The following is a 19,947-nucleotide window of genomic DNA, read 5'->3' as shown; positions in this document are numbered from 1 at the left end:
CCCGATCTTCCTATCTCTCTAATCGGCGTAAACTGTGGGGGGCGCCCCCCCCCGCCCCGCCGGGCTCGCCGTCCCCCGGGGCGGGTGGGGGGGGGGCGATTGCCCCGCCACCACGGTCACCCCTTGACGCAGACGACCTGCTTGAGCTCGGCCACCACCTCGACCAGGTCGGACTGCTGCCGCATCACCTGGTCGATGTCCTTGTAGGCGGCGGGGATTTCGTCCACGACACCGGCGTCCTTGCGGCACTCGACGCCGCTGGTCTGGTCCGCGAGGTCCTTCATCGTGAACCGCTTCTTGGCCTGGTTGCGGCTCATCTTGCGCCCCGCGCCGTGCGAAGCGGAGTTGAACGCCGCCTTGTTGCCCAGGCCGCGCACGATGTACGAGCGCGTGCCCATCGAACCGGGGATGATGCCCAGGTCGCCCGAACCGGCGCGGATCGCACCCTTGCGGGTGACGAGCAGGTCCACCCCGTCGTACGTCTCCTCGGACACGTAGTTGTGGTGGCAGCTGATCGGCTCGTCGAAGGTCACCTTCGCCTTGCGGAACTCACTGCGCAGAACCTGCTGGAACAGCGCCATCATCACCGCGCGGTTGCGCGCCGCGTACTCCTGCGCCCAGAACAGGTCGGAGCGGTAGGCAGCCATCTCCGGCGTCTCCGCCATGAACACCGCGAGGTCCCGGTCGACCAGGCCCTGGTTGTGCGACAAGCCTCGCGCGATGTTGATGTGGTAGTCCGCCAGCTCCTTGCCGATGTTGCGCGAACCCGAGTGCAACATGAGCCACACAGTGTCCGTTTTATCCAGACATGTCTCAATAAAGTGGTTGCCGCTGCCAAGCGTTCCCAATTGCACAAGGGCACGTCCGCGGCGGAACTTCACCGCGTCGGCCACGTCGTCGAAGCGGTCCCAGAAGTCGTCCCAGCCGTCGTTCGAGAGCCCGTAGAGCTTGCCCGGGTCGACCTGCTCGCGGTGCGCCCCCATCCCCACCGGGATCGCCGCCTCGATGCGGCTGCGCAGCTTCGAGAGGTCGTCCGGCAGGTCCTTCGCGGTCAAAGAGGTCTTGACCGCGGTCATCCCGCAGCCGATGTCGACGCCGACCGCGGCGGGGCAGACCGCGTCCTTCATCGCGATGACCGAGCCGACAGTGGCGCCGAGGCCGTAGTGGACGTCGGGCATGACGGCGAGGCCGTGCAGCCACGGGAGCGTGCTGATGTTGCGCAGCTGGTCCATGGCCTTGCCTTCGACCGCCGCGGGATCGGTCCACATCTTGATCGGGACGTCGTGCGCGCCGGGTACTTCGGTGTACGTCATGTGTCTTCAACTCCAGATGGATACAACAAGTCTCTGCCACGTCCGCAGGCGTGCGGTAGGGCGCCGTGGCGGGCCCGAAGTCGGTGGGGCCGTACCCGGGGAGACCGGACGTGGCCGGCGGAAGCCGGTGCGTCCGTAGGCCGGAACGGCGGTGAGGGTGAGGGGCCGTCCCGGCCTGCGGCCGGACCGTGCACCCGGCGCTGCCGGGGCGGCCCCTCGGTGCGACCGCCGTGGGATGGCGGTCGCGGAAAGGAGCGGAACGGGGTTACCTGCGTCGGGCCGAGGCGCCGCACCTGCCGGAGGGGCGTCGGCCTTGTTCGCGGAACCGCACCGGACCGCTCCTTTCCTGGAAGCGCGGCTGCCACGGAGGTGGTCCGGAGCCGCGCCGGACTGCTGACGTGGTCCATGTAGCCATGCCATGCGGTGTGTCCGCAAAGGGTTTTCGCCCGCTCGCGGGGTGGTCGCGGCGGGTTCCCGGGGGTGGTCGGCGGGCCGGATTTTCGCGCGTAGATCTTCGTGACACCGTCCGGGTGATCCGCGTATGTTGAGGTCACATGGTCACTGTCGGGGTCATCGCGTTGGTGGTCGCCCTCGTGGCGGTCACGCTCGCGCGGCTGGGTACCCGATCGGCCCATGCCACCCGGCTGGCCTGCGCCGATGTCCCGAACCGCCGCGGCCGGGCGGTTGTGTCCGGGGTTGTCGAACCGCTTTCGGAGACGTTGGTGTACGCGCCGGTCTCCGGCCGCTCGTGCGTGTGGTTCACCAGCACGGTCGTCGAGTACTGGGTGGAGCGGGACAACGACCGGGTGCGCGACTTCGACGGCGACGGGCCGCTGCACCACGGGGAGATGCGGCCCGCGCGGCGTGGGCGTGGGCGTACCGAAACCCAGTCGTCGCAAAGGCCGTTCCTGGTACGCGACGACACCGGCGCGGTCCGGGTTGACCCGGCGGGCCTGCGGGTGGGCCATCTGCCGGTGTCGGTCCGCGACAGCGTGAGCGGGATCCCGTCGTCCGGTGGCGCGATAGCGGTGGACTTCGCGCCGGGTGCGCGGCGCATGCGGCGGTCCTCGCGGTTGGATCGGACCGAGGTCGTGCTGCTGCCGGGCGAACGCGTCTACCTCACCGGGCAGATCAGCCGGGGCCGTGACGGTACGCCGGTGCTCGGCGGGCGGGGGCTCACCGTGTCGCGCCGGGACCCCGCCGAGTCCGCCCGGCTCCCGCAGTTGGGGGCGCGGGCGGGCTGGACGCTGGGGGCGGTGGCGGGCCTGATCGGGGTGGCGGCGCTGGTCGCGGGTTCCGCACGGCACTGAGCCGGGGGCGCGCCGCGGGGCCCGGGGCGCTGCCGGACCCGGTCGCGCCGCCGGAACCCGGCCGCGCTCCCGGACCGGGTACGTGGCTGCGACCGGTCAGGCGAAGACGACGGTCCTGCTGCCGTTGCGCAGCACGCGGTGCTCGGAGTGCCACTTGACGGCACGGGAGAGTGCCTGGCACTCGACGTCGCGGCCGACGGCGACGAGGTGTTCGGGCGTGACCGCGTGGTCGACGCGCTCGACCTCCTGCTCGATGATCGGGCCTTCGTCGAGGTCGGCGGTGACGTAGTGGGCGGTGGCGCCGATGAGCTTGACGCCGCGGGCGTGCGCCTGGTGGTACGGCTTGGCGCCCTTGAAGCTCGGCAGGAAGGAGTGGTGGATGTTGATGGCCCGCCCCTCCAGTTCCTTGCACAGGTCGTTGGACAGGACCTGCATGTAGCGGGCCAGGACGACCAGTTCCACGTCGAGGTCGCGGACCAGGGCGAGGAGCTGGGCCTCGGCCTCGGGCTTGGTGTCGCGGGTGACCGGGATGTGGTGGAACGGCACGCCGTACGACGCCGACAGTTCCGCGAAGTCGCGGTGGTTGGACACGACGGCGACGATGTCGACCGGCAGCGCACCGATGCTGGCGCGGAAGAGCAGGTCGTTGAGGCAGTGGCCGAACTTGCTGACCATCACCACGACGCGCATGCGCGAGTCGGCGTCGTGGATCTGCCAGTCCATCTGGAAGGACGCCCCGACGGCGGCGAAGCCGGCGCGCAGGGCGTCGAGGGTGACGGCGTCCTCCGCGGTGAAGTGCACGCGCATGAAGAACAGGCCGGTGTCGCGGTCGCCGAACTGCTGGCTGTCGACGATGTTGCAGCCGGTCATCATGAGGAAGCTGGCGACCGCGTGGACGATGCCGCGCTTGTCGGGGCACGACAGTGTCAGGACGTATTGGTCGCGCGACGCGGGTCCGGTTCCGCCGGTACCGACCGTTCCACCGTCGACCGTCGGCAGTACGGGCTTCAGCGGCTGGTCGGACATGCCGGCGCCTTCCTTCTCGCATGGGTTGCGCGTTGATTCGTGGGTGGGCGGTGTGCGGCGCGCCGCGGCGGGCCCGCGCTCACCGGATAGTCCACCAGGATCGCACGTCGCGGCGGGTGGTCAGCGCCCGCCGGTCCGGATGCGGAGGACTTCGAGTGTGTCGGGCCGTCGGTCGGCGTCGTCCTCGTCGGCACGGGCGAGCCGCTCGTGCGCGGCGCGGGCCTTCTGTGCGACGTCGCCCCAGCCGGGGTGGGTGAGGTACGCGGAGGGCGGCGCGTCCTCGCCGACTTCGTGCAGTACCGCCAGGACGGCGAGGACGGCCTGGTCGACGGCGTCGGCTTCGTCGGCGTCGACGAAGATGCGGCCGATGTAGGTGGCGGCCGACCAGCGGTCGAGCCAGGTGTCGCCGACGAGCCGGTAGACGGCGTCGGTGATGGTGCCGTACTCGGCCCGCCCGGGCAGCCAGCACTCCTGCTGGAACGCGGGGTCGCCGAACATGTGCAGCGAGGAGCGGACCTGGGCCCGCCAACGCCACCACGGGACGGTGTTCTGGCGCATACGTGCCATGGTGGCGTTCCCCACCCTCTCCCCGCCGCCGGATTCACCGGATTGTCGTGCGAACGTAACCCCGCCCGGTCACGAAACGGTCGGACCGGGACACCCGAGGATCATGCCTCAGGCCGGTGCTCCGGCACCACACCGGTTGGCGGGCGCCACCGGCGCGAACCGCCGGTGCCTGGCCGAACCGGGCCGGCTGACCGGTCTCATGGGCGTCGTGCGTCAGGGGGTGACGGCAGCGGCGTGGGTTCGGCGGGTGGCCCGGTCTCGGTCCCCGCGCCGGTACGGAGCACTTCGTCGTAGCGGGCGAGGACGAGGCGGGCCAGGGCGGGGTGGGCGCCGAGGGGGGCCGCGGTGGCGGTGGCGCCGGAGGCGGCGGCTTTGCGGGCGAAGTAGCCGGGGCTCATGAGGTAGCCGGACACGGCGATGTTGTGGATGCCCTCGGCGCGCAGCGCGGCGACCGCGTCGGCGGGGGTGGGGGTGCCCGCGCACAGGTAGGAGGGGACGACCGGGAGTCCGGTGCGGTCGGCGAGGATGCCGGCCATGCGGGCGGTGTCGGCGTTGGCTCCGGGGTCGGTGGATCCGGCGGCGGCGAGCACGATGGCCTGGCAGTCGGCGAAGGCTGCGGTGGCGTCGGTGGCGTCGGTGGCGTCGGTGGCGTCAGGGCCACTGTCAAGGACATGCCGCGGACTGTCCACAGGCTGTGGACAGCAGGGCGGCCATGCCGCCGCGAGGCGTTCGCCGAGGACTTCGGCGAGGAGCGGGTCCGGGCCGAGGACGCGGGCGACGCGGGCCTGGACCTGGGGTGCGGTGGCGAGGGCCGCGGGTATGTCCTCGCGTACGTGGTAGCCCGCGCCGAGGAGCAGCGGTACGGCGACGACCGGCCCGGACATGCGGGCCAGGGTGTCGGCGAGCAGCGGTTCCGCGACGTCGACGTAGCCGAGTCCGACGGTGAGGCCGGGGCGCAGAGCCCGGACCAGGTCGAGGAGTTCGGCGACGGCGGCGCGGCCTTCGGGGTCGCGGGTGCCGTGCGCGACGGCGAGGAGCGGGATGTCGGTGCCCGGTGCGGCGGTGCGGGGCGCGGCCCGGTCCGGAGCGTTCCCGGGCCGCGGGCCGGCCGGTGGTGCGTCGGTCACGGGTCGACCGCCAGCCGGTAGCCGCGCTTGGTGACGGTGCGGACGAGGCCGGAGTGCGGGCCGAGGGCGGTGCGCAGTCGGGCGACCGCGGCCTCGACGGCGTGTTCGTCGGCGCGTGCGCCGGTCCACACCTTCTTCAGGAGTTCGGCGCGGCTGAGGACCCAGCCGGGTTTCTCGGCGAGCGCCCGCAGGACCGCGCCGGGGACCGGCGGCAGCCAGATGGTGCGTCCGTCGACGAGGACCGCGTTGCCCTGGAGGACCAAGCGGTCCGTTCCGGTGTCCAGTTCTCGGCGGGCGCGCAGCGGCAGTTCCTCGGTGATGGTGCGGACGAGGGCGCCGAGGCGTCCGCGTTCGGGCCACACGGCCTCGATGCCTTGGTCGTGGAGCGGGCGGGCGCATACGGGTCCGATGCACACCGGCAGGACGTCGGCCCGCAGTGCGTCGAGGGCTTCCGCGCGTCGCCCGAGTTCGTCGGCGCTTTCGAGGTACGCCTCGATCGCGGGCGAGCTGGTGAAGGTGAGCGCGTGGATCTCGCGGCGCACGGTGGCCTCGACGAGTTTGCGGACCGCGCCGGGGTCTTCGGGCGGACCCCAGCGGTATACGGGCAGGACGATGACGTCCGCGCCGCGTTCGCGCAGGGCCGCGGCGAAGCCTTCGAGGGGTGCGCCGTGTTCCTGCAGCGCGATGCGGCGGCCGCGCAGGTCGCGGGCGAGGAGCCAGTGCAGCAGTTCGTTGCTGGCCTCGGAACCGGGCGAGTAGACCTCGCGCAGTCCGGCGGCGCGGACCGCGCCGGTGGCTTTGGGGCCTCTGCTGACCACGACGGCTTCCCGGCACGCCTTGACCAGTTCGGCTCCGATGCCCCAGCCTTCCGCGGCGCTCATCCAGCCCCGCCAGCCGACGCCGGTGGTGGCGACGACGTAGTCGAGGGGGCCGACGAGGCAGGACTCCGTGGCTCTCCGCAATATGGTGTCGTCGCCAAGTGGGACGATGCGCATGGTGGGCGCCTCGATGACCTTGGCGCCTCTGCGCTGGAGGAGTGCCACCAGCTCGTCGCGGCGGCGCGCGGCCGTCACGCCGATCGTGAAGCCGACCAGCGGCTCCGCCAACTCCGTCCCTGTACCCATGCCGTGAGGCTCCCCGACATGTGTTTCCGCGCTGTTGCGCGGCGGTCACGCCGGAGTTAGGGGTGGCCTCCCCAGCGCCTCCCCTGGTGTCGGCGGGCTCACGTGCGGTACCTGCGGGTGTGAGACAGCCGTACCTCCGCCGCAACACATGTGACCCGGTCGCGTAACGGTGTGCGGACACGCTCACTGGTATGAAACACACCGCCCCGGCGCCCGAGCGGGTCGCCGTCACCGAGACGCACTGCCCGTACTGCGCGCTGCAGTGCGGCATGGGGCTGCGGGTGGGGGCGGCCGGTGGGCACGCGGAGGGCGTGGCGGCCACCGGGTCGGGCGAGGCGGGACCGGACGTCGAGGTCGTGGAACGTCCGGCGTTCCCGGTGAACCGGGGGGCGTTGTGCGGCAAGGGCCGTACCGCCGCCGCGGTGCTCCGGACCGGCGTGCGTCTGTCCGCTCCGCTGGTACGCAGTGACGGAGTCCTGCGCGAGGCGGGCTGGGACGAGGCCCTCGACCGGGTGGCGGACGGCTTCCGGGCCGTGCAGGAGGCGTACGGGCGCGACGCGGCCGGGGTCTTCGGCGGCGGCGGGCTGACGAACGAGAAGGCGTACCTGCTGGGCAAGTTCGCCCGGGTGGTGCTGGGCACGTCGAACATCGACTACAACGGGCGCTTCTGTATGTCGTCGGCCGCTGCGGCGCACCGCAAGGCGTTCGGGCTCGACCGCGGGCTGCCGTTTCCGCTGGAGGACATCCCGAAGACGGGCTGCGCGATCGTGGTGGGCAGCAATCTGGCCGACACGATGCCGCCGGCGCTGCGGTATCTGACGGAGTTGACGGACAACGGCGGTTCGCTGGTCGTGATCGATCCGCGCCGCACGCGCACGGCGGAGCAGGCGACGCTGCACCTGCAGCCGGTGCCGGGTACGGACCTGGCGCTGGCGCTGGGCATGCTGCACCTGGCGATCGCCGAGGGCTATGTGGACGAGGCGTTCGTGGCCGCGCGGACCAGCGGCTTCGAGGCGGCGCGCGCGGCGGCCATGGCGCATTGGCCGGAGCGGGTGGAGCGGATCACCGGTGTGCCGGTGCCGGACATGCGGCGTGCGGTGGAGATGTTCGCGGGTGCGCCGACGGGCATGGTGCTGACCGCGCGGGGGCCCGAGCAGCAGAGCAAGGGCACGGACACGGTCGGTGCGTGGATCAACCTGTGCCTGGCGACCGGCAAGGCGGGGCGGCCGTATTCGGGGTACGGGTGCCTGACCGGGCAGGGCAACGGGCAGGGCGGGCGGGAGCACGGGCAGAAGGCCGACCAGCTGCCCGGCTACCGCTCGATCACGGACGCCGCGGACCGGGCGCACGTGGCGGCGGTGTGGGGTGTGGACCCGGGGTCGCTGCCGGGGCCGGGGCGCAGTGCGTACGAACTCCTGGACGTGCTGGGGTCCGAGGTGCGCTCGCTGTTGGTGATGGGCTCGAACCCGGTGGTGTCGGCGCCGCGGGCCGCGCATGTGACGGAGCGTCTGGAGTCGCTGGACTTCCTGGTCGTGAGCGACGTCGTGCTGTCGGAGACGGCGGAGCTGGCGGATGTGGTGCTGCCGAGCGCGCAGTGGGCCGAGGAGACGGGCACCACGACGAACCTGGAGGGCCGGGTGATCCTGCGGCAGGCGGCGCTGGCGCCGCCGCCGGGGGTGCGCACGGACCTGTTCGCGCTGCACCACCTGGCCGCGCGGCTGGGGGTGGGCACCGGGTTCCCGACGGACCCGGAGAGGGTGTTCGAGGAGTTGCGGGCGGCGACGGCGGGGGCGCAGGCGGACTACGCAGGGATCACGTACGACCGGATCCGCCGCGAGGACGGGGTCTTCTGGCCGTGTCCCGACGAGTCGCACCCGGGCACGCCGCGGTTGTTCCTGGAGCGTTTCGCGACGCCGGACGGGCGGGCGCGGTTCGTGGACGTGGCGCACCGGCCGGCCGCCGAGGAGCCGGACGCGGAGTATCCGCTGTATCTGACGACCGGGCGGGTCCTGGCGCAGTACCAGTCGGGTGCGCAGACGCGGCGGGTGGCGGAGCTGAACCGGGCGGCCCCCGGGCCGTTCGTGGAGCTGCACCCGCATCTGGCCGATCGGCTGGGGGTGTCCGAGGGCGACCTGCTGGCGGTGACGAGCCGTCGCGGGCGTGCCGAGGCGCCGGCCCGGGTGACGGCGTCGATCCGGTCGGACACGGTGTTCATGCCGTTCCACTGGGCGGGTGCGGGCCGGGCGAATTCGCTGACCAATCCGGCGCTCGACCCGACGTCGCGCATGCCGGAGTTCAAGGTCTGCGCGGTCCGCGTGGAGCGAGCCGAGGCCTCGGTGCCGGCCTCCGTGGTGAGGAGTACGCCGTGATCCGTCGTCAGATAGCCGTGGTCGGTGCGGGGATGGCCGCCGCCCGGTTGACCGCGCAGTTGTTCGCGCGCGATCCGGGGGCGGCGGTCACGCTGTTCGGCGACGAGGCGTACGCGCCGTACAACCGGGCGCTGCTGGCGGACGTGCTGACCGGTCGGCTGCCGGCCGGCACGATCGGGTTGCCGTCGTCGGCGGCGCAGGTGCGCACGGGTGTCGAGGTGGTCGCGGTGGACACCGCGGCGCGCACGCTGGAGTCGGCGGACGGGTCGATCGCCGGGTACGACACGCTGGTGTTCGCGACCGGCTCCAACCCGGTGCTGCCGCCGATCAGGAACCTGCACTGCACGTCGAACACCGGTGAGGGCGGCGAACTCAAGCAGGGCGTGCACGCGTTCCGCACGCTCGCCGACTGTGCGCGGCTCGCGGCAGCGGTGCCCGGGGCGCGGCGCGCCGTGGTGATCGGCGGCGGCATCCTCGGGGTGAGTGCGGCGCGTGCGCTGGCCGCGCTCGGCCTGCCGGTCGAAATCGTGCACCAGGCCCCGTACCTGATGGAGCGTCATCTCGACGAGGACGGCGGTGCCGCGCTGCACCGGGCGCTGGACCGGCTCGGGGTGGCGGTGTACGCGGAGAACCGCGCGAAGTCGCTGCACGGCACCGACCGTGCAGAGGGCGTGACGCTGGCGAACGGCTACCGGCTGGACGCCGATCTGGTGGTGCTGGCCTGCGGGGCGCGGCCTCGCGTGGGCCTGGCGCGGGCGGCGGGACTGGAGGTGCGGACCGGCATCGTCGTCGACGACGGCATGGCGGCCAGTGCGCCGGACGTCTACGCGATCGGCGACTGCACCGAGCACCGCGGTGTCGTGCACGGTCTGTCGGGTCCCGCGTGGGAGCAGGCGGACGTGCTGGCGGCGCGGTTGTGCGGTGCGGAGGCGGCGTACACCGGTTCGCGGGTCGGGGCGCGGCTGACCGCCGGGCCCGTGGAGATCGCGGCGTTCGGCGACGTCGACCCGGTGGCGGGCGGCGCGCACGACGTCATCCGGCTCGCGGATCCCACCCGCGGCTCGTACAAGAAGCTCGTGTTGCGCGGCGACCGTCTGGTCGGCGCGATTCTCGTCGGCGACCTGGCGACGGTCGGCGCACTCACCCACGCCTACGAACGGGACGAACCGGTCCCCGCGGACCCCCTGCATCTGCTCATTCCGCAAGGAGCCCCCCAGTGATCGAGTCCCCCACCCCACAGTCCGGACAGACTTCCGCGAACTCGACGGCCCCGGCGGCGCGGCGCCTCGTCCTCGTCGGCCACGGCATGGTCGGCCAGCGCTTCCTGGAGGCGTTGGTCGAGCGGGACGGCGGCGGCGCCTGGCAGGTGACGGTGCTGTGCGAGGAGCCCCGCGCCGCGTACGACCGGGTCCACCTGACCTCGTACTTCTCGGGTATGTCGGCCGACGAACTGTCCATGGTCCCCGCGGGGTTCATGGACGAGCACGGCATCGACCTGCGGCTCGGCGACCCGGCGGTGGCGGTGGACCGCGAGGCGCGGACGGTGACGGCGCGCAGCGGCGAGACGTTCGGGTACGACGCGCTCGTGCTGGCGACCGGCTCGTACCCGTTCGTGCCGCCGGTGCCGGGGCACGACGCCGACGGCTGCTTCGTCTACCGGACCATCGAGGACCTGGAGGCGATCGAGGCGTGGGCGAAGACCGCCAAGACCGGCGCGGTGGTCGGCGGCGGCCTGCTCGGCCTGGAGGCGGCGGGCGCGCTGCGGGCGATGGGCCTGGACACGCATGTCGTGGAGTTCGCACCGCGCCTGATGGCGATTCAGATCGACGCGGGCGGCGGTGAGGCGCTGCGCCGCAAGATCGAGGAGCTGGGTGTCACCGTGCATGCGGGCGCGGGCACCCAGGAGATCGGCGTCGCGGACGGCCGTGCCCGCACGATGGCGCTGTCGAACGGCGAGACGCTCGACGTCGACCTGGTGGTCTTCTCGGCGGGTGTGCGGCCGCGCGACCAACTGGCCAGGGACAGCGGGCTCGCGGTGGGCGAGCGGGGCGGCATCGTCGTGGACGAGAGCTGCCGTACGTCGGACCCGGCGGTGTGGGCGATCGGCGAATGCGCGCTGGCGTGCGACGGCCGGGTGTACGGCCTGGTCGCGCCGGGTTATCAGATGGCCGAGACGGTCGCGCACGAACTGACGGGCGGTGCCAAGGCGTTCACGGGCGCGGACACCTCGACGAAGCTCAAGCTGCTGGGTGTGGACGTGGCGAGCTTCGGCGACGCGCACGGCGCGGCCGAGGGCTGCCTCGAAGTGCTGTACTCCAACAGCCGCGCGGGCGTCTACAAGAAGCTGGTCGTGTCGGCGGACGGGCGGCTGCTGGGCGGGGTGCTGGTCGGCGACGCCGGGTCGTACGACCTGCTGCGCCCGCTGTGCCTGGCCGGTTCGCCGCTGCCCGCGCCGCCGGAGCAGCTGGTGCTGCCGGAGTCGGCGGGCGGCCCGGTGGCGATCGGCGCCTCGGCGCTGCCGGACGAGGCGCTGGTCTGCTCGTGCCACAACGTGTCCAAGGGCGCGATCCGGGCGGCGGTGGCGGAGCAGGGCTGCGCGGACGTCCCGGCGGTCAAGAAGTGCACGCGGGCGGGCACCGGCTGCGGTTCGTGCGTCAAGATGCTGACCACGATCGTGCAGGACGAGTTGGCCGCGAACGGCGTGGAGGTCGCCAAGGGCCTGTGCGAGCATTTCGAGCACACCCGTGCGGAGTTGTTCGAGATCGTGCAGGTGCGCGGGATCACCAGCTTCACGCGGCTGATCGAGGAGCACGGCACGGGGCTGGGCTGCGACGTGTGCAAGCCGGCGGTCGCGTCGATCCTGGCGTCGCTGTCGAACGGGCACATCCTCGACGGCGAGCAGGCGGCGCTCCAGGACACCAACGACCACTTCCTGGCGAACCTCCAGCGCAACGGCTCGTATTCGGTGGTGCCGCGCATCCCGGGCGGGGAGATCACCCCGGAGGGGCTGATCACGATCGGCGAGATCGCCCGCGACTTCGGCCTCTACACGAAGATCACCGGCGGTCAGCGCATCGACATGTTCGGTGCGTCGGTGGACCAGCTGCCGCTGATCTGGGCGCGGCTGGTGGCGGCCGGGTTCGAGTCGGGGCACGCGTACGGCAAGGCGCTGCGCACCGTGAAGTCGTGCGTCGGCGAGACGTGGTGCCGGTACGGCGTGCAGGACTCGGTCGGCCTCGCGATCGAACTGGAGCTGCGCTACCGGGGGCTGCGCTCGCCGCACAAGCTGAAGTCGGCGGTGTCCGGTTGTGCGCGCGAGTGCGCGGAGGCGCAGAGCAAAGACTTCGGGGTGATCGCCACCTCGGCCGGTTGGAACCTCTACATCGGCGGGAACGGCGGCATGACGCCCCGGCACGCCGACCTGCTGGCGTCGGACCTCGACCGCGAGACGCTGATCCGCACGATCGACCGGTTCCTGATGTTCTACATCCGCACCGCGGACCGCCTGGAGCGGACCGCGCCGTGGGTGGAGCGCATGGAGGGCGGCCTCGACCACCTGCGTGCGGTGGTCATGGACGACTCGCTCGGGATCTGCGACGACCTCGACGAGTTGATGCAGCGCCACGTCGAGACGTATGAGGACGAGTGGCGCGCCACGTTGGAGGACCCGGAGCGGCTGCGGCGCTTCGTGTCCTTCGTGAACGCCCCGGGCACACCCGATCCGACCGTCACGTTCGTCGCCGAACGCGACCAGATCCGCCCGGCGCGGCCGGGCGAGGAGGGGGTCTCCCTCCCGATCGAAGGCTCGGTCGACGGCCCGACCGCCGGTCTCATCGCCGGCCCGACCCTGGAGGTAAGGACCTCGTGACCATGGCTGCGGAACGACAGGAAGGCGCCCGGGCCGGGGCGGCCCGCGCGGCCGGCCCGGACACCCTCGTGGAGATCGGCGCGGCCGGCTCCTGGACGCCGGTGTGCCGGTTGGCCGACCTGATCCCCGGACGCGGCGTCGCGGCGCTGGTGGACGGCGAGCAGGTGGCGGTGTTCGCGGACCACGACGGGGCGGTGTACGCGGTCGGCAACCGGGATCCGTTCAGCGGTGCGTACGTCATCTCGCGCGGCATCCTCGGCTCACGCCAGGGCGTGCCGATGGTGATGTCGCCGATGTACAAGGAGGCGTTCGACCTGCGGACCGGGTTGTGCCTGGACGCGGACGACGAGCCGGTGTCGCTGCCGGTGTACGAAGTGCGGCTGCGTACGGCCGTGGTCGCCGAAGTGGGCTGACTGCCTCGCGGGCGGCCGCAGTTGCGGCGCCGGCGGTCCGGACGGTGCCGGCACGGGCCGCGGTGGCGGTGGCGGTGGCTGCCGTGGCGGCGGACGGGACGGGCCGGGGTGTACGCCTCAATGGGGCGGCGTACTTCCCGGCCGCGCGTCATGCGCGGATGCAGGTGCGCGTGCCGCGCGACGGCTGTGGGAGCGGACGCGGCACGGGGGTACGCGCCCGCTCCCACGCTCGTCCAACGTGTCCCGAACCCGCCTCGAACCCGCCTCGACCGCGCTTCGAACGCGCCTCGAACACCCGCCGTGACCCTGCCCTTGCGGGCCGGACGGTCAGATCTCGGTCGCCTTGCGGGGCTGGAGGCCGGCCGCCTCGGCGGCCTCGTTCCAGATGGCGACGGCCTTGCCCTTCGCCGTGGTCGCCTCGCCGCTGGCCTTGTTCGCGTCGCGCTTGTCGTCGGTGGACTTGGCGCGGTCGCCGTCCTCGCACTCGCCCTTGGCGTTTTCCCGGCCCCACGCCGCGAACGACCGGTCCGCACGGGCGGAGGCCTGCCACGCCTTGCGCAGCCATTCGACCAGTTCGTCGCCACGCGGGATCTGGTCGGTCTTGAGCGCGCCCAGCTTCTGGATCTGCTGGTCGCGCTGCTTGGCCGCGTCGTCGAGGGTGCGGATCGCGGTGTCGACGTCGTCGCAGCGCTCGATCTTCGCCACCGCGCCCGCGACCTTGGTCCGGGATCCGGCGCTGACGTCCAGCAGTTCGTCCATCTGCTGCGCCTGTGACTTCGCGGTTGCGGTGGGGCTCGCGGGGGCGGTGGTCGGGGGTGGTACGGCCGCGCCGCTCGCCGTGGGGGCGGCCGACCCCCCGCCGGTGTTCTTCGCCTTGTCGCCGCCGTCGAACGCGCCGCTCGCGAAGAGCCCCGCGATCAGCAGGACCGCGACCGCGGCGACGGAGCCCCCGACGATCACTCGGCGCCGCGCGGCGCCCGGCGGCGAACCGGGGCCGGAGCCGGGGGCGGACTCGTGGTGGCGCGGGGGCATCGCGGGTGCCGCGTACTGCGGTTGGCCCGAGACGTGCGGCGGCGGGCCGACGTACGGCGGCCCGCTCTGCGCGTATCCGGAACCGGCCGGCGGGCCGGGAGCCGGGCCCGCGGACGGACCCGGCCTGAAGAGCGAGGCGAACGGGTCGTCGGCGGGCGGGCCCGAGTGCGGGGCGCCCGACTGCGGCGGGCCAGAGTGCGGGGTGCCCGAGTGCGGCGGCCCCTGCGGAGGGCCGTATTGCGGCGCGGGCGATCCGGGCCAGCCCTGCGGGGCCTGCGGTGCCGGGTGGCCGTGTGCGGCGGGCGCGGCCGGGTATCCCGGCGGCGGGCCGGCGGGGTACCCGGGCGGGGGCGCCGGCGGCTGGGACGGGTCCGGGGGCACGATCATCGACGGCGTCGCGATCCGGGTGCCGCCCGCGTCGCCGTAGCCGCCGCCGTAGCCGGGGTTCTGGCCGTGGTTGCCGGCACCGTCGTATTCGTCGTACGCCGGGTACCCCCCGGATTCGTCGCGCGGCAGCTCCAACGGCCCGAAGATGGACAGTCCTTCGTCCTTCGGCGCGCCGGGCTCCTCGCCGGGCGCTCCGGATCCGGGCCTGCCGCTCATCTCGTGCTCTCCTCGCGCGTGGGTTCCCCTCGACGCTAGCCGAGACGCCGAGGAAGCGAACAGCGGTTCGGCTCGGGCGCGACGAGTTTCGGCCGGAGACACCCGGAGAGCCCATCCGGCGCGCCCGTTCAGCCGCATTCGGGGCGTGGCCGCGGGGTCGTCGCCGGCAGCCGCGCACGGTCGCGGGAACGGTCGTACGGCCCCGGCCCGGCGGCGGGTGCGCAGGTGTCCCGGCGGTTGTCCGTGGGGCCGCAGGTGGCTCCCGGCGTCGGCCCCGTTGACGCCGGGAGCCACCGTGGCCCGGCAGGCCCTCGTCCCGGTTTCGCGGCGTCACGGGACGGGGCGCGGGCCGTCAGGCGGCCTGGGCTTCGGGTCGGAACACGCCGCACCCGGCAGGGGGCGGCGGGGCCCAGGAGCTTCCGCACACGACCGCCTCCCGGAGCGGCCGTGGACGGGCGCCGTTGATCTGATGGCGCGTCAGGCCGAGATCACCTCCTCGTCCTCGCCTTCGTGGGCCGCCCGGACCGCGTCCATGAAGTCGCGGGCGGCGGGCTCGGATCCGTACGGCACAAGGCGGCGCTGGAAGTCGCGCAGATACTCCTGGCCGCGCGCCGAGTGCAGGCGCGTCACCAACTCCAAGGCGTCTCCCGCGACCGCGCACGCCTCGTCAAGCCGGCTCTGCTGGAGGTGGGCGGTGGCCAGCAGCAGCGTGTCGACCGCCCGGCGCCGTACGCGCGTCTCCGCGTGCCCGTCCAGCGCCGCACGGGCCGCCTCCTCGGCCTGCCGGGGCCGGTCCAGGTCGCGGTAGCAGTGCGCGAACTCGTCGGCGAGGTAGGCGCGGTCGAAATGGGAGATCCAGATCGGGTCCTCCTCCGGCCGGGACCGCTCCATCGCGGTCTCGGCGCGCGCGAGCGAACTCTCGCAGGCGCGTACGTCCCCCAACTGCGCGTGCCCGCGCGCCTCCGCGGCGTGGAACATCGCCATCGTGGTCGCCGTCGCGCCCTCCCCGGTGGCGGCCGACTTGGAACCCTCCTGCGCGGCACGGGCCAACTGGGTTATCTCGCGCGGGTTCCCGAGGTTCCCGGCGAGGTGGCTCATGCCCGCGGCGAGTACGTAGCCGCCGTACGGCCGGTCCCCCGCCGCCTGCGCGAGCCGCAGGGCCTGGATGTAGTAGCGCTGCGCGAGTCCGGGCTGTCCGGTGTCGACGGCCATGTACCCGGCCAGTTCGGTCAGCCGCGACACGGCCGCGAACAGCGCCCGCCCGGTGTCGTCGGAGTACGTCCCGCCCAGCAGGCCGGACACCACCGACCCGAGGTAGTGCACGACCACCGGTCGGATGTGGCCGGCACCGAACCGGTGGTCGAGGACCGACAGCATCTCGGTGGTGGCGCGTACCGCCTCGACGTCGGAGGCGCCGACGCGCGGGCCGCCGATCCGTGCGACCGCGGTGTCCGGCTCGGTGATGAGCCAGTCGCGGCTGGGGGCCACGAGGGCGGCCACCGCGACCGACGAATTCAGCAGGAAGTCACGGCGGTTGACGTCGCTGCGCCACAACTCGGTGACGACGTCGACGGTGGCGGCGGGCGTCGGGGCGAACTGGAGGCCGATGTTGGTCGCGAGGCTCCGGCCGTCGGCCATGCCGATCTCGTCGACGGTGACGGGGCGGCCGAGCTTGCGGCCGAGTGCCTCGGCAATCAGGTTCGGCACCGATCCGCGCGGCTGCTGGCCGCGGAGCCAGCGGGCCACGGACGTCTTGTCGTAGCGCAGGTCCATGCCCTGCTCGGCGCCGCACATGTTGACGCGTCTGGCGAGCCCCGCGTTGGAGCATCCGGCCTCTTGTATCAGCGAGGCCAGGCGCTCGTTCGGCTGGCGTGTCGCGAGCGACCGTGCGGCCATCGGAGTCCCCTCCCGTGAATGCTCCGGAGTCCCGGTGGTGCCGGCCCCCGCTGCGCGGGGCGACGAACTCCCTTTGCTGGGAAGCCGGTCCACCCATCACGCCGTCCGTAACGGACGGTAGCCAGTCGATCGCAGGCCCGGATAGGCCCGCGGCACCCTGCGCCCCCGCCGCTGCTGCCGTGCGCCCCCACTGCGCCGGTCGGCGTCCGCCGACCCGGCGTCGGGCGGACAGTCCGCCGCGTCGAACTCCTCCCGCCGCCGATCACTTCCCCACCTCGACTGTCGCTGCCGTCGCCTGCCCGTGCTGCGAACCTGGTGGGCAGTCGGTCCCGTCGGACCCTCCCTCCCCAGCCCGGCTCCTGGCGTTCGGGCGCACGAAGGAGAGGCATGCAGCCGCGTCGCACCGCGGGCGCCCCGACAGACAGGGTCCCGACGAGAGGACCAGGCCGCGCATGGCACGGCCCGGCCGTACCCACTCGGGTCCGGCCACCCGGCCCCCGACCGCTCGGCCCCGCGACCACTCGGCCCCCGACCACTCGGTCACCCGGCCACCCGGCGACCCGGCCACCCGGTCACCCACCCACGGGCCCGTCAGGCGTTACGCGGTTCCCCCGCGCGGCCCCGCGTGCGCTCTCACCCTGCATGTGGGCCCGCTCCCCGGTTCGCGCGCCACCGCGCTTTCCCGTTCGGGTGAGATTCGTACCAGGGCGCCGATAACGCTCTTGTGCCCAGTAACCAACCCTTCGCCCGGGAGTTGTGAAGGCGTGGAAGAGATCCTTGGAGCCCGGCAGCTGGCCCGCGACACGCTCGTTGAGACAGCCGTCCGGTACGCGGAGGACCGCCACTGGGACGTTGTGCCGGGCACGTCCGTCGAGGACGGCGGTGCGGGCAGGCGTTGCAGCTGCGGCCATCCCGCGTGCAGCGCACCGGGCGCGCACCCCCTGCACCGCGACTGGGCCGCGCAGGCCGCCAGCGGGCCCGCGATGATCCGGCGCTGGTGGTCGGAGAATCCGGACTCGGCGATCCTGCTGCCGACCGGCCGGGTGTTCGAGGTGATCGACGTACCGGAGCCGGCCGGGTGCCTCGCGCTGGCCCGTCTCGAACGTCTCGGCCTCGCCGTCGGCCCCGTCATCGCGACGTCGACGCGGCGCATGCAGTTCTTCGTGCTCCCCGGCGCGCGCGACAAGATGCCGGAAATGCTCCGCCGGGCAGGGTGGGGTGCGAGCGCGATCGACCTGGTGTGCCGGGGCGACGGCGACTACGTGGTGGCGCCGCCGTCGCAGATGGGCCCGAGCGGCACCGCCACGTGGGCGCGGGAACCGACGGAGGCGAACCGCTGGCTCCCCGAGGCGCGGGAGCTGGTCAGTCCGATCGCCTACGCCTGCGGACGCGCGATGGTCGAGGCGTGACGCGGCGGTCCGGGCGGACCCTCGCCGCCTGAGCCGCCAACCGCCGGGGCCCCGACCGCATCGCTCGCGGTCGGGGCCCCGGTGTGTGCGCCGACATCCTGCACCGGTGTCGGGTCCTGCGCGGGGGCGTCAGCCGGTGACCGCCGGCACCGGGGCGGCCGTACCCTCCACGGCCGTCGGCGTGCCGCCGCGGCGCACTTCGCCGACGCCGGGGAGGAGCAGGCAGCACAGCCCGGCCACCAGGGCCGCGATGCCGATCACCAGGAACACCGTCTGCGGCACCACCTGGAGGAAGATCAGGCTGGTGAACAGCACGCCGCCGACGTTGCCGTACGCGCCCACGAGGCCGGCGATCTGACCGGACTGGCGGTGCTGGATCTGCGGCACGATGGCGTACACCGCGCCGTTGCCGCCCTGGATGAACACCGAGGCGAGGGCGAGGAGTCCGACGCTCTGCCACACCGGCCAGCCGGCGTCGATGCGCCACAGGACCAGGTAGCTGAGGAACGATCCGGCCAGCAGGCCGAGCAGCGTGAGCTTGCGCCGCCCGGTGCGGTCCGACAGCCAGCCGCCGAAGGGCCGCGTCACCAGGTTGGTGCCCGCGAAGCACGCCGCGGCGGTCGCCGCGGTCGTGGTGTCCATCTCGAACAGCGTGCGGAAGAAGTTCGGCAGCCAGGCCGCCATGGTCAGTTCGGCGCCGAACGTGACCAGGTACGCCACCGCCAGCAGGCCCACCGCCGAGAGCCGGTAACTCTCCATCTCCGGCTTCTCGCCGCGCAGTACCCCGCGGTTCGACTTCACGACGGCATAGATCTGGTACGCCAGCCACAGCGCGACCAGCGCGTACAACACCGCGGCCGTACCGTCGCCGATCACGCCGTCGAACGTCTTCTTGCCGGTCGGCGTGCTCGCCGTGAAGTCGGCGTTGAGGCGGTAGACGACGAACCCGAGCGCCACCGCCAGCGGCACCTGAAGGGCCATCAGACCGAAGACGGCGGGCCGGCTGGTGACCTGCAACCCCGGCTTGCGGGCGGCGCGCTGGTACGTCTTGCCCTCCGGCACGTCCCGCGCCATCAGCAGGAAGAACACGCCGTAACCGGCCGCCAGCACGCCGGCGAAGCCGACTCCCCAACGCCACGCGCCCTCGCCGTCCGCGAACGCCGCGACGAACACCGGCAGCGTGAGCGCCGCGGCGGCCGACCCGAAGTTGCCCCACCCGCCGTAGAAGCCCTCGGCGGTGCCCAGTTCGCGCCTCGGGAACCACTCGGCGACCAGCCGGATGCCGACCACGAAGCCGGCGCCGACGATGCTGACCATGAGGCGGCTGACGACGAGCATCGAATAGGACTGCGCCAGCGCGAAGATGGTGTTCGGTATCGCCGCGAAGATGAGCAGCGCCCCGTACACGCGGCGCGGACCGTACCGGTCGACCAGCAGGCCGATCAGCGTGCGCGCCGGGATGGTGAGGGCGATGTTGCACAGCGCGAGGGTGGCCTTCTGGCCCGCGGTGAGCCCGAACTCCTCGCCGATGTCGTCGATGAACGGCGCCATGTCGAACCACAGCACGAAGCTGGCGAGGAACGCGAGCGTTGCCAGGTGCAGCATGCGGTAGCGCCCGCGGAAGGAGAGCAGGGCACGCAGTCTGGGTCGGTCGGCGGCGTCGGCCTGTGGAGTGGCGGTGGCCATGGAGGCTCCTCCGTCGCGTGCTCCTGGCGGAGCATCGAACTGTCGGGATGCCTGTGACGGTGCCAAGCCTGTGTTTCCCGGGAACGTCACGGCGTTGCGCCGGAGGAAACATTCCGTTCATGACGGCCGGGGGGCGCCGTGAGAAAACGGGCGGGGCGGCGGCACACAGGTGTGCCGGGCGTTGTCGGGGTCGCGGCGTCGGAT

14 protein-coding genes are annotated in these 19,947 nt (G+C 73.0%); 6 read left to right on the top strand and 8 right to left on the bottom strand.

Annotation, left to right across the window (positions count from 1 at the left end; translation table 11 throughout):
* Nucleotides 1–116 precede the first annotated feature (116 nt).
* Nucleotides 117–1,313, bottom strand: coding sequence for an RtcB family protein (locus tag AB0C36_RS37620; RefSeq protein ID WP_358363142.1), 1,197 nt, complete (start codon nt 1,311–1,313; stop codon nt 117–119).
* Nucleotides 1,314–1,867: 554 nt separating this feature from the next.
* On the opposite strand from AB0C36_RS37620, the gene AB0C36_RS37615 reads away from it, so the two are divergent.
* Nucleotides 1,868–2,623 carry a GIDE domain-containing protein gene (locus tag AB0C36_RS37615; protein ID WP_358363140.1) on the top strand — a complete coding sequence of 252 codons (756 nt, stop codon included), beginning with the start codon at nt 1,868–1,870 and terminating at the stop codon, nt 2,621–2,623.
* 96 nt (nt 2,624–2,719) lie between these two features.
* Here the strand turns inward: AB0C36_RS37615 and purU are convergent, their stop codons facing one another.
* The 4 genes from purU to AB0C36_RS37595 all read right to left on the bottom strand — a co-directional run bounded on the left by purU (nt 2,720) and on the right by AB0C36_RS37595 (nt 6,467).
* Nucleotides 2,720–3,649, bottom strand: a complete 930-nt coding sequence (purU, locus tag AB0C36_RS37610; RefSeq protein WP_358363138.1) for a formyltetrahydrofolate deformylase — start codon at nt 3,647–3,649, stop codon at nt 2,720–2,722.
* Nucleotides 3,650–3,769: 120 nt separating this feature from the next.
* Complete coding sequence (locus AB0C36_RS37605) at nt 3,770–4,216, bottom strand: SCO4402 family protein (RefSeq protein ID WP_435839191.1); 447 nt, start codon at nt 4,214–4,216, stop codon at nt 3,770–3,772.
* A 197-nt stretch (nt 4,217–4,413) separates the two neighbouring features.
* On the bottom strand, nt 4,414–5,343 hold the full coding sequence (locus AB0C36_RS37600; RefSeq protein ID WP_358363135.1) for a sirohydrochlorin chelatase: 930 nt from the start codon (nt 5,341–5,343) through the stop codon (nt 4,414–4,416).
* Nucleotides 5,340–6,467 carry a uroporphyrinogen-III synthase gene (locus AB0C36_RS37595; RefSeq protein ID WP_358363133.1) on the bottom strand — a complete coding sequence of 376 codons (1,128 nt, stop codon included), beginning with the start codon at nt 6,465–6,467 and terminating at the stop codon, nt 5,340–5,342. The genes AB0C36_RS37600 and AB0C36_RS37595 overlap by 4 nt, the downstream gene beginning before the upstream one ends.
* 191 nt (nt 6,468–6,658) lie before the next feature.
* On the opposite strand from AB0C36_RS37595, the gene AB0C36_RS37590 reads away from it, so the two are divergent.
* From AB0C36_RS37590 to nirD, 4 genes are all read left to right on the top strand, one after another.
* A complete protein-coding gene (locus AB0C36_RS37590) occupies nt 6,659–8,836 on the top strand; it encodes a molybdopterin oxidoreductase family protein (protein WP_358363131.1) in 2,178 nt (725 codons plus the stop codon).
* Nucleotides 8,833–10,056, top strand: a complete 1,224-nt coding sequence (locus tag AB0C36_RS37585) for an NAD(P)/FAD-dependent oxidoreductase (RefSeq protein WP_358363129.1) — start codon at nt 8,833–8,835, stop codon at nt 10,054–10,056. Before AB0C36_RS37590 ends, AB0C36_RS37585 begins: the two co-directional genes overlap by 4 nt.
* Before the next feature lie 86 nt (nt 10,057–10,142).
* Entirely contained in the window at nt 10,143–12,704 is a 2,562-nt protein-coding gene (nirB, locus tag AB0C36_RS37580; RefSeq protein WP_358363144.1) for a nitrite reductase large subunit NirB, read from the top strand.
* 2 nt (nt 12,705–12,706) lie between these two features.
* Nucleotides 12,707–13,117, top strand: coding sequence for a nitrite reductase small subunit NirD (gene nirD, locus AB0C36_RS37575; RefSeq protein ID WP_358363127.1), 411 nt, complete (start codon nt 12,707–12,709; stop codon nt 13,115–13,117).
* 327 nt (nt 13,118–13,444) lie between these two features.
* Here the strand turns inward: nirD and AB0C36_RS37570 are convergent, their stop codons facing one another.
* Nucleotides 13,445–14,752, bottom strand: a complete 1,308-nt coding sequence (locus tag AB0C36_RS37570) for a hypothetical protein (protein ID WP_358363125.1) — start codon at nt 14,750–14,752, stop codon at nt 13,445–13,447.
* 477 nt (nt 14,753–15,229) lie between these two features.
* Nucleotides 15,230–16,648, bottom strand: a complete 1,419-nt coding sequence (locus tag AB0C36_RS37565; protein ID WP_358363124.1) for an NsdA family TPR-like regulatory protein — start codon at nt 16,646–16,648, stop codon at nt 15,230–15,232.
* 764 nt (nt 16,649–17,412) lie between these two features.
* Here AB0C36_RS37565 and AB0C36_RS37560 point away from each other — a divergent pair.
* Nucleotides 17,413–18,057: a bifunctional DNA primase/polymerase gene (locus AB0C36_RS37560; protein ID WP_358363122.1), complete on the top strand. Its 645-nt coding sequence runs from the start codon at nt 17,413–17,415 to the stop codon at nt 18,055–18,057.
* 129 nt (nt 18,058–18,186) lie between these two features.
* On the opposite strand, the gene AB0C36_RS37555 is transcribed toward AB0C36_RS37560, so the two are convergent.
* The gene (locus AB0C36_RS37555; RefSeq protein ID WP_358363120.1) at nt 18,187–19,743 is read right to left on the bottom strand and encodes an MFS transporter; all 1,557 of its coding nucleotides are present in this window, start codon (nt 19,741–19,743) and stop codon (nt 18,187–18,189) included.
* Nucleotides 19,744–19,947: the final 204 nt, after the last annotated feature.

Origin of the sequence: Streptodolium elevatio, assembly GCF_040649515.1 — a bacterium.
GTDB classification, from domain to species: Bacteria; Actinomycetota; Actinomycetes; order Streptomycetales; family Streptomycetaceae; genus Yinghuangia; species Yinghuangia elevatio.
The sequence above is the reverse complement of the archived record's forward strand: the minus strand, read 5'-3'. Positions and strand labels throughout refer to the sequence as shown.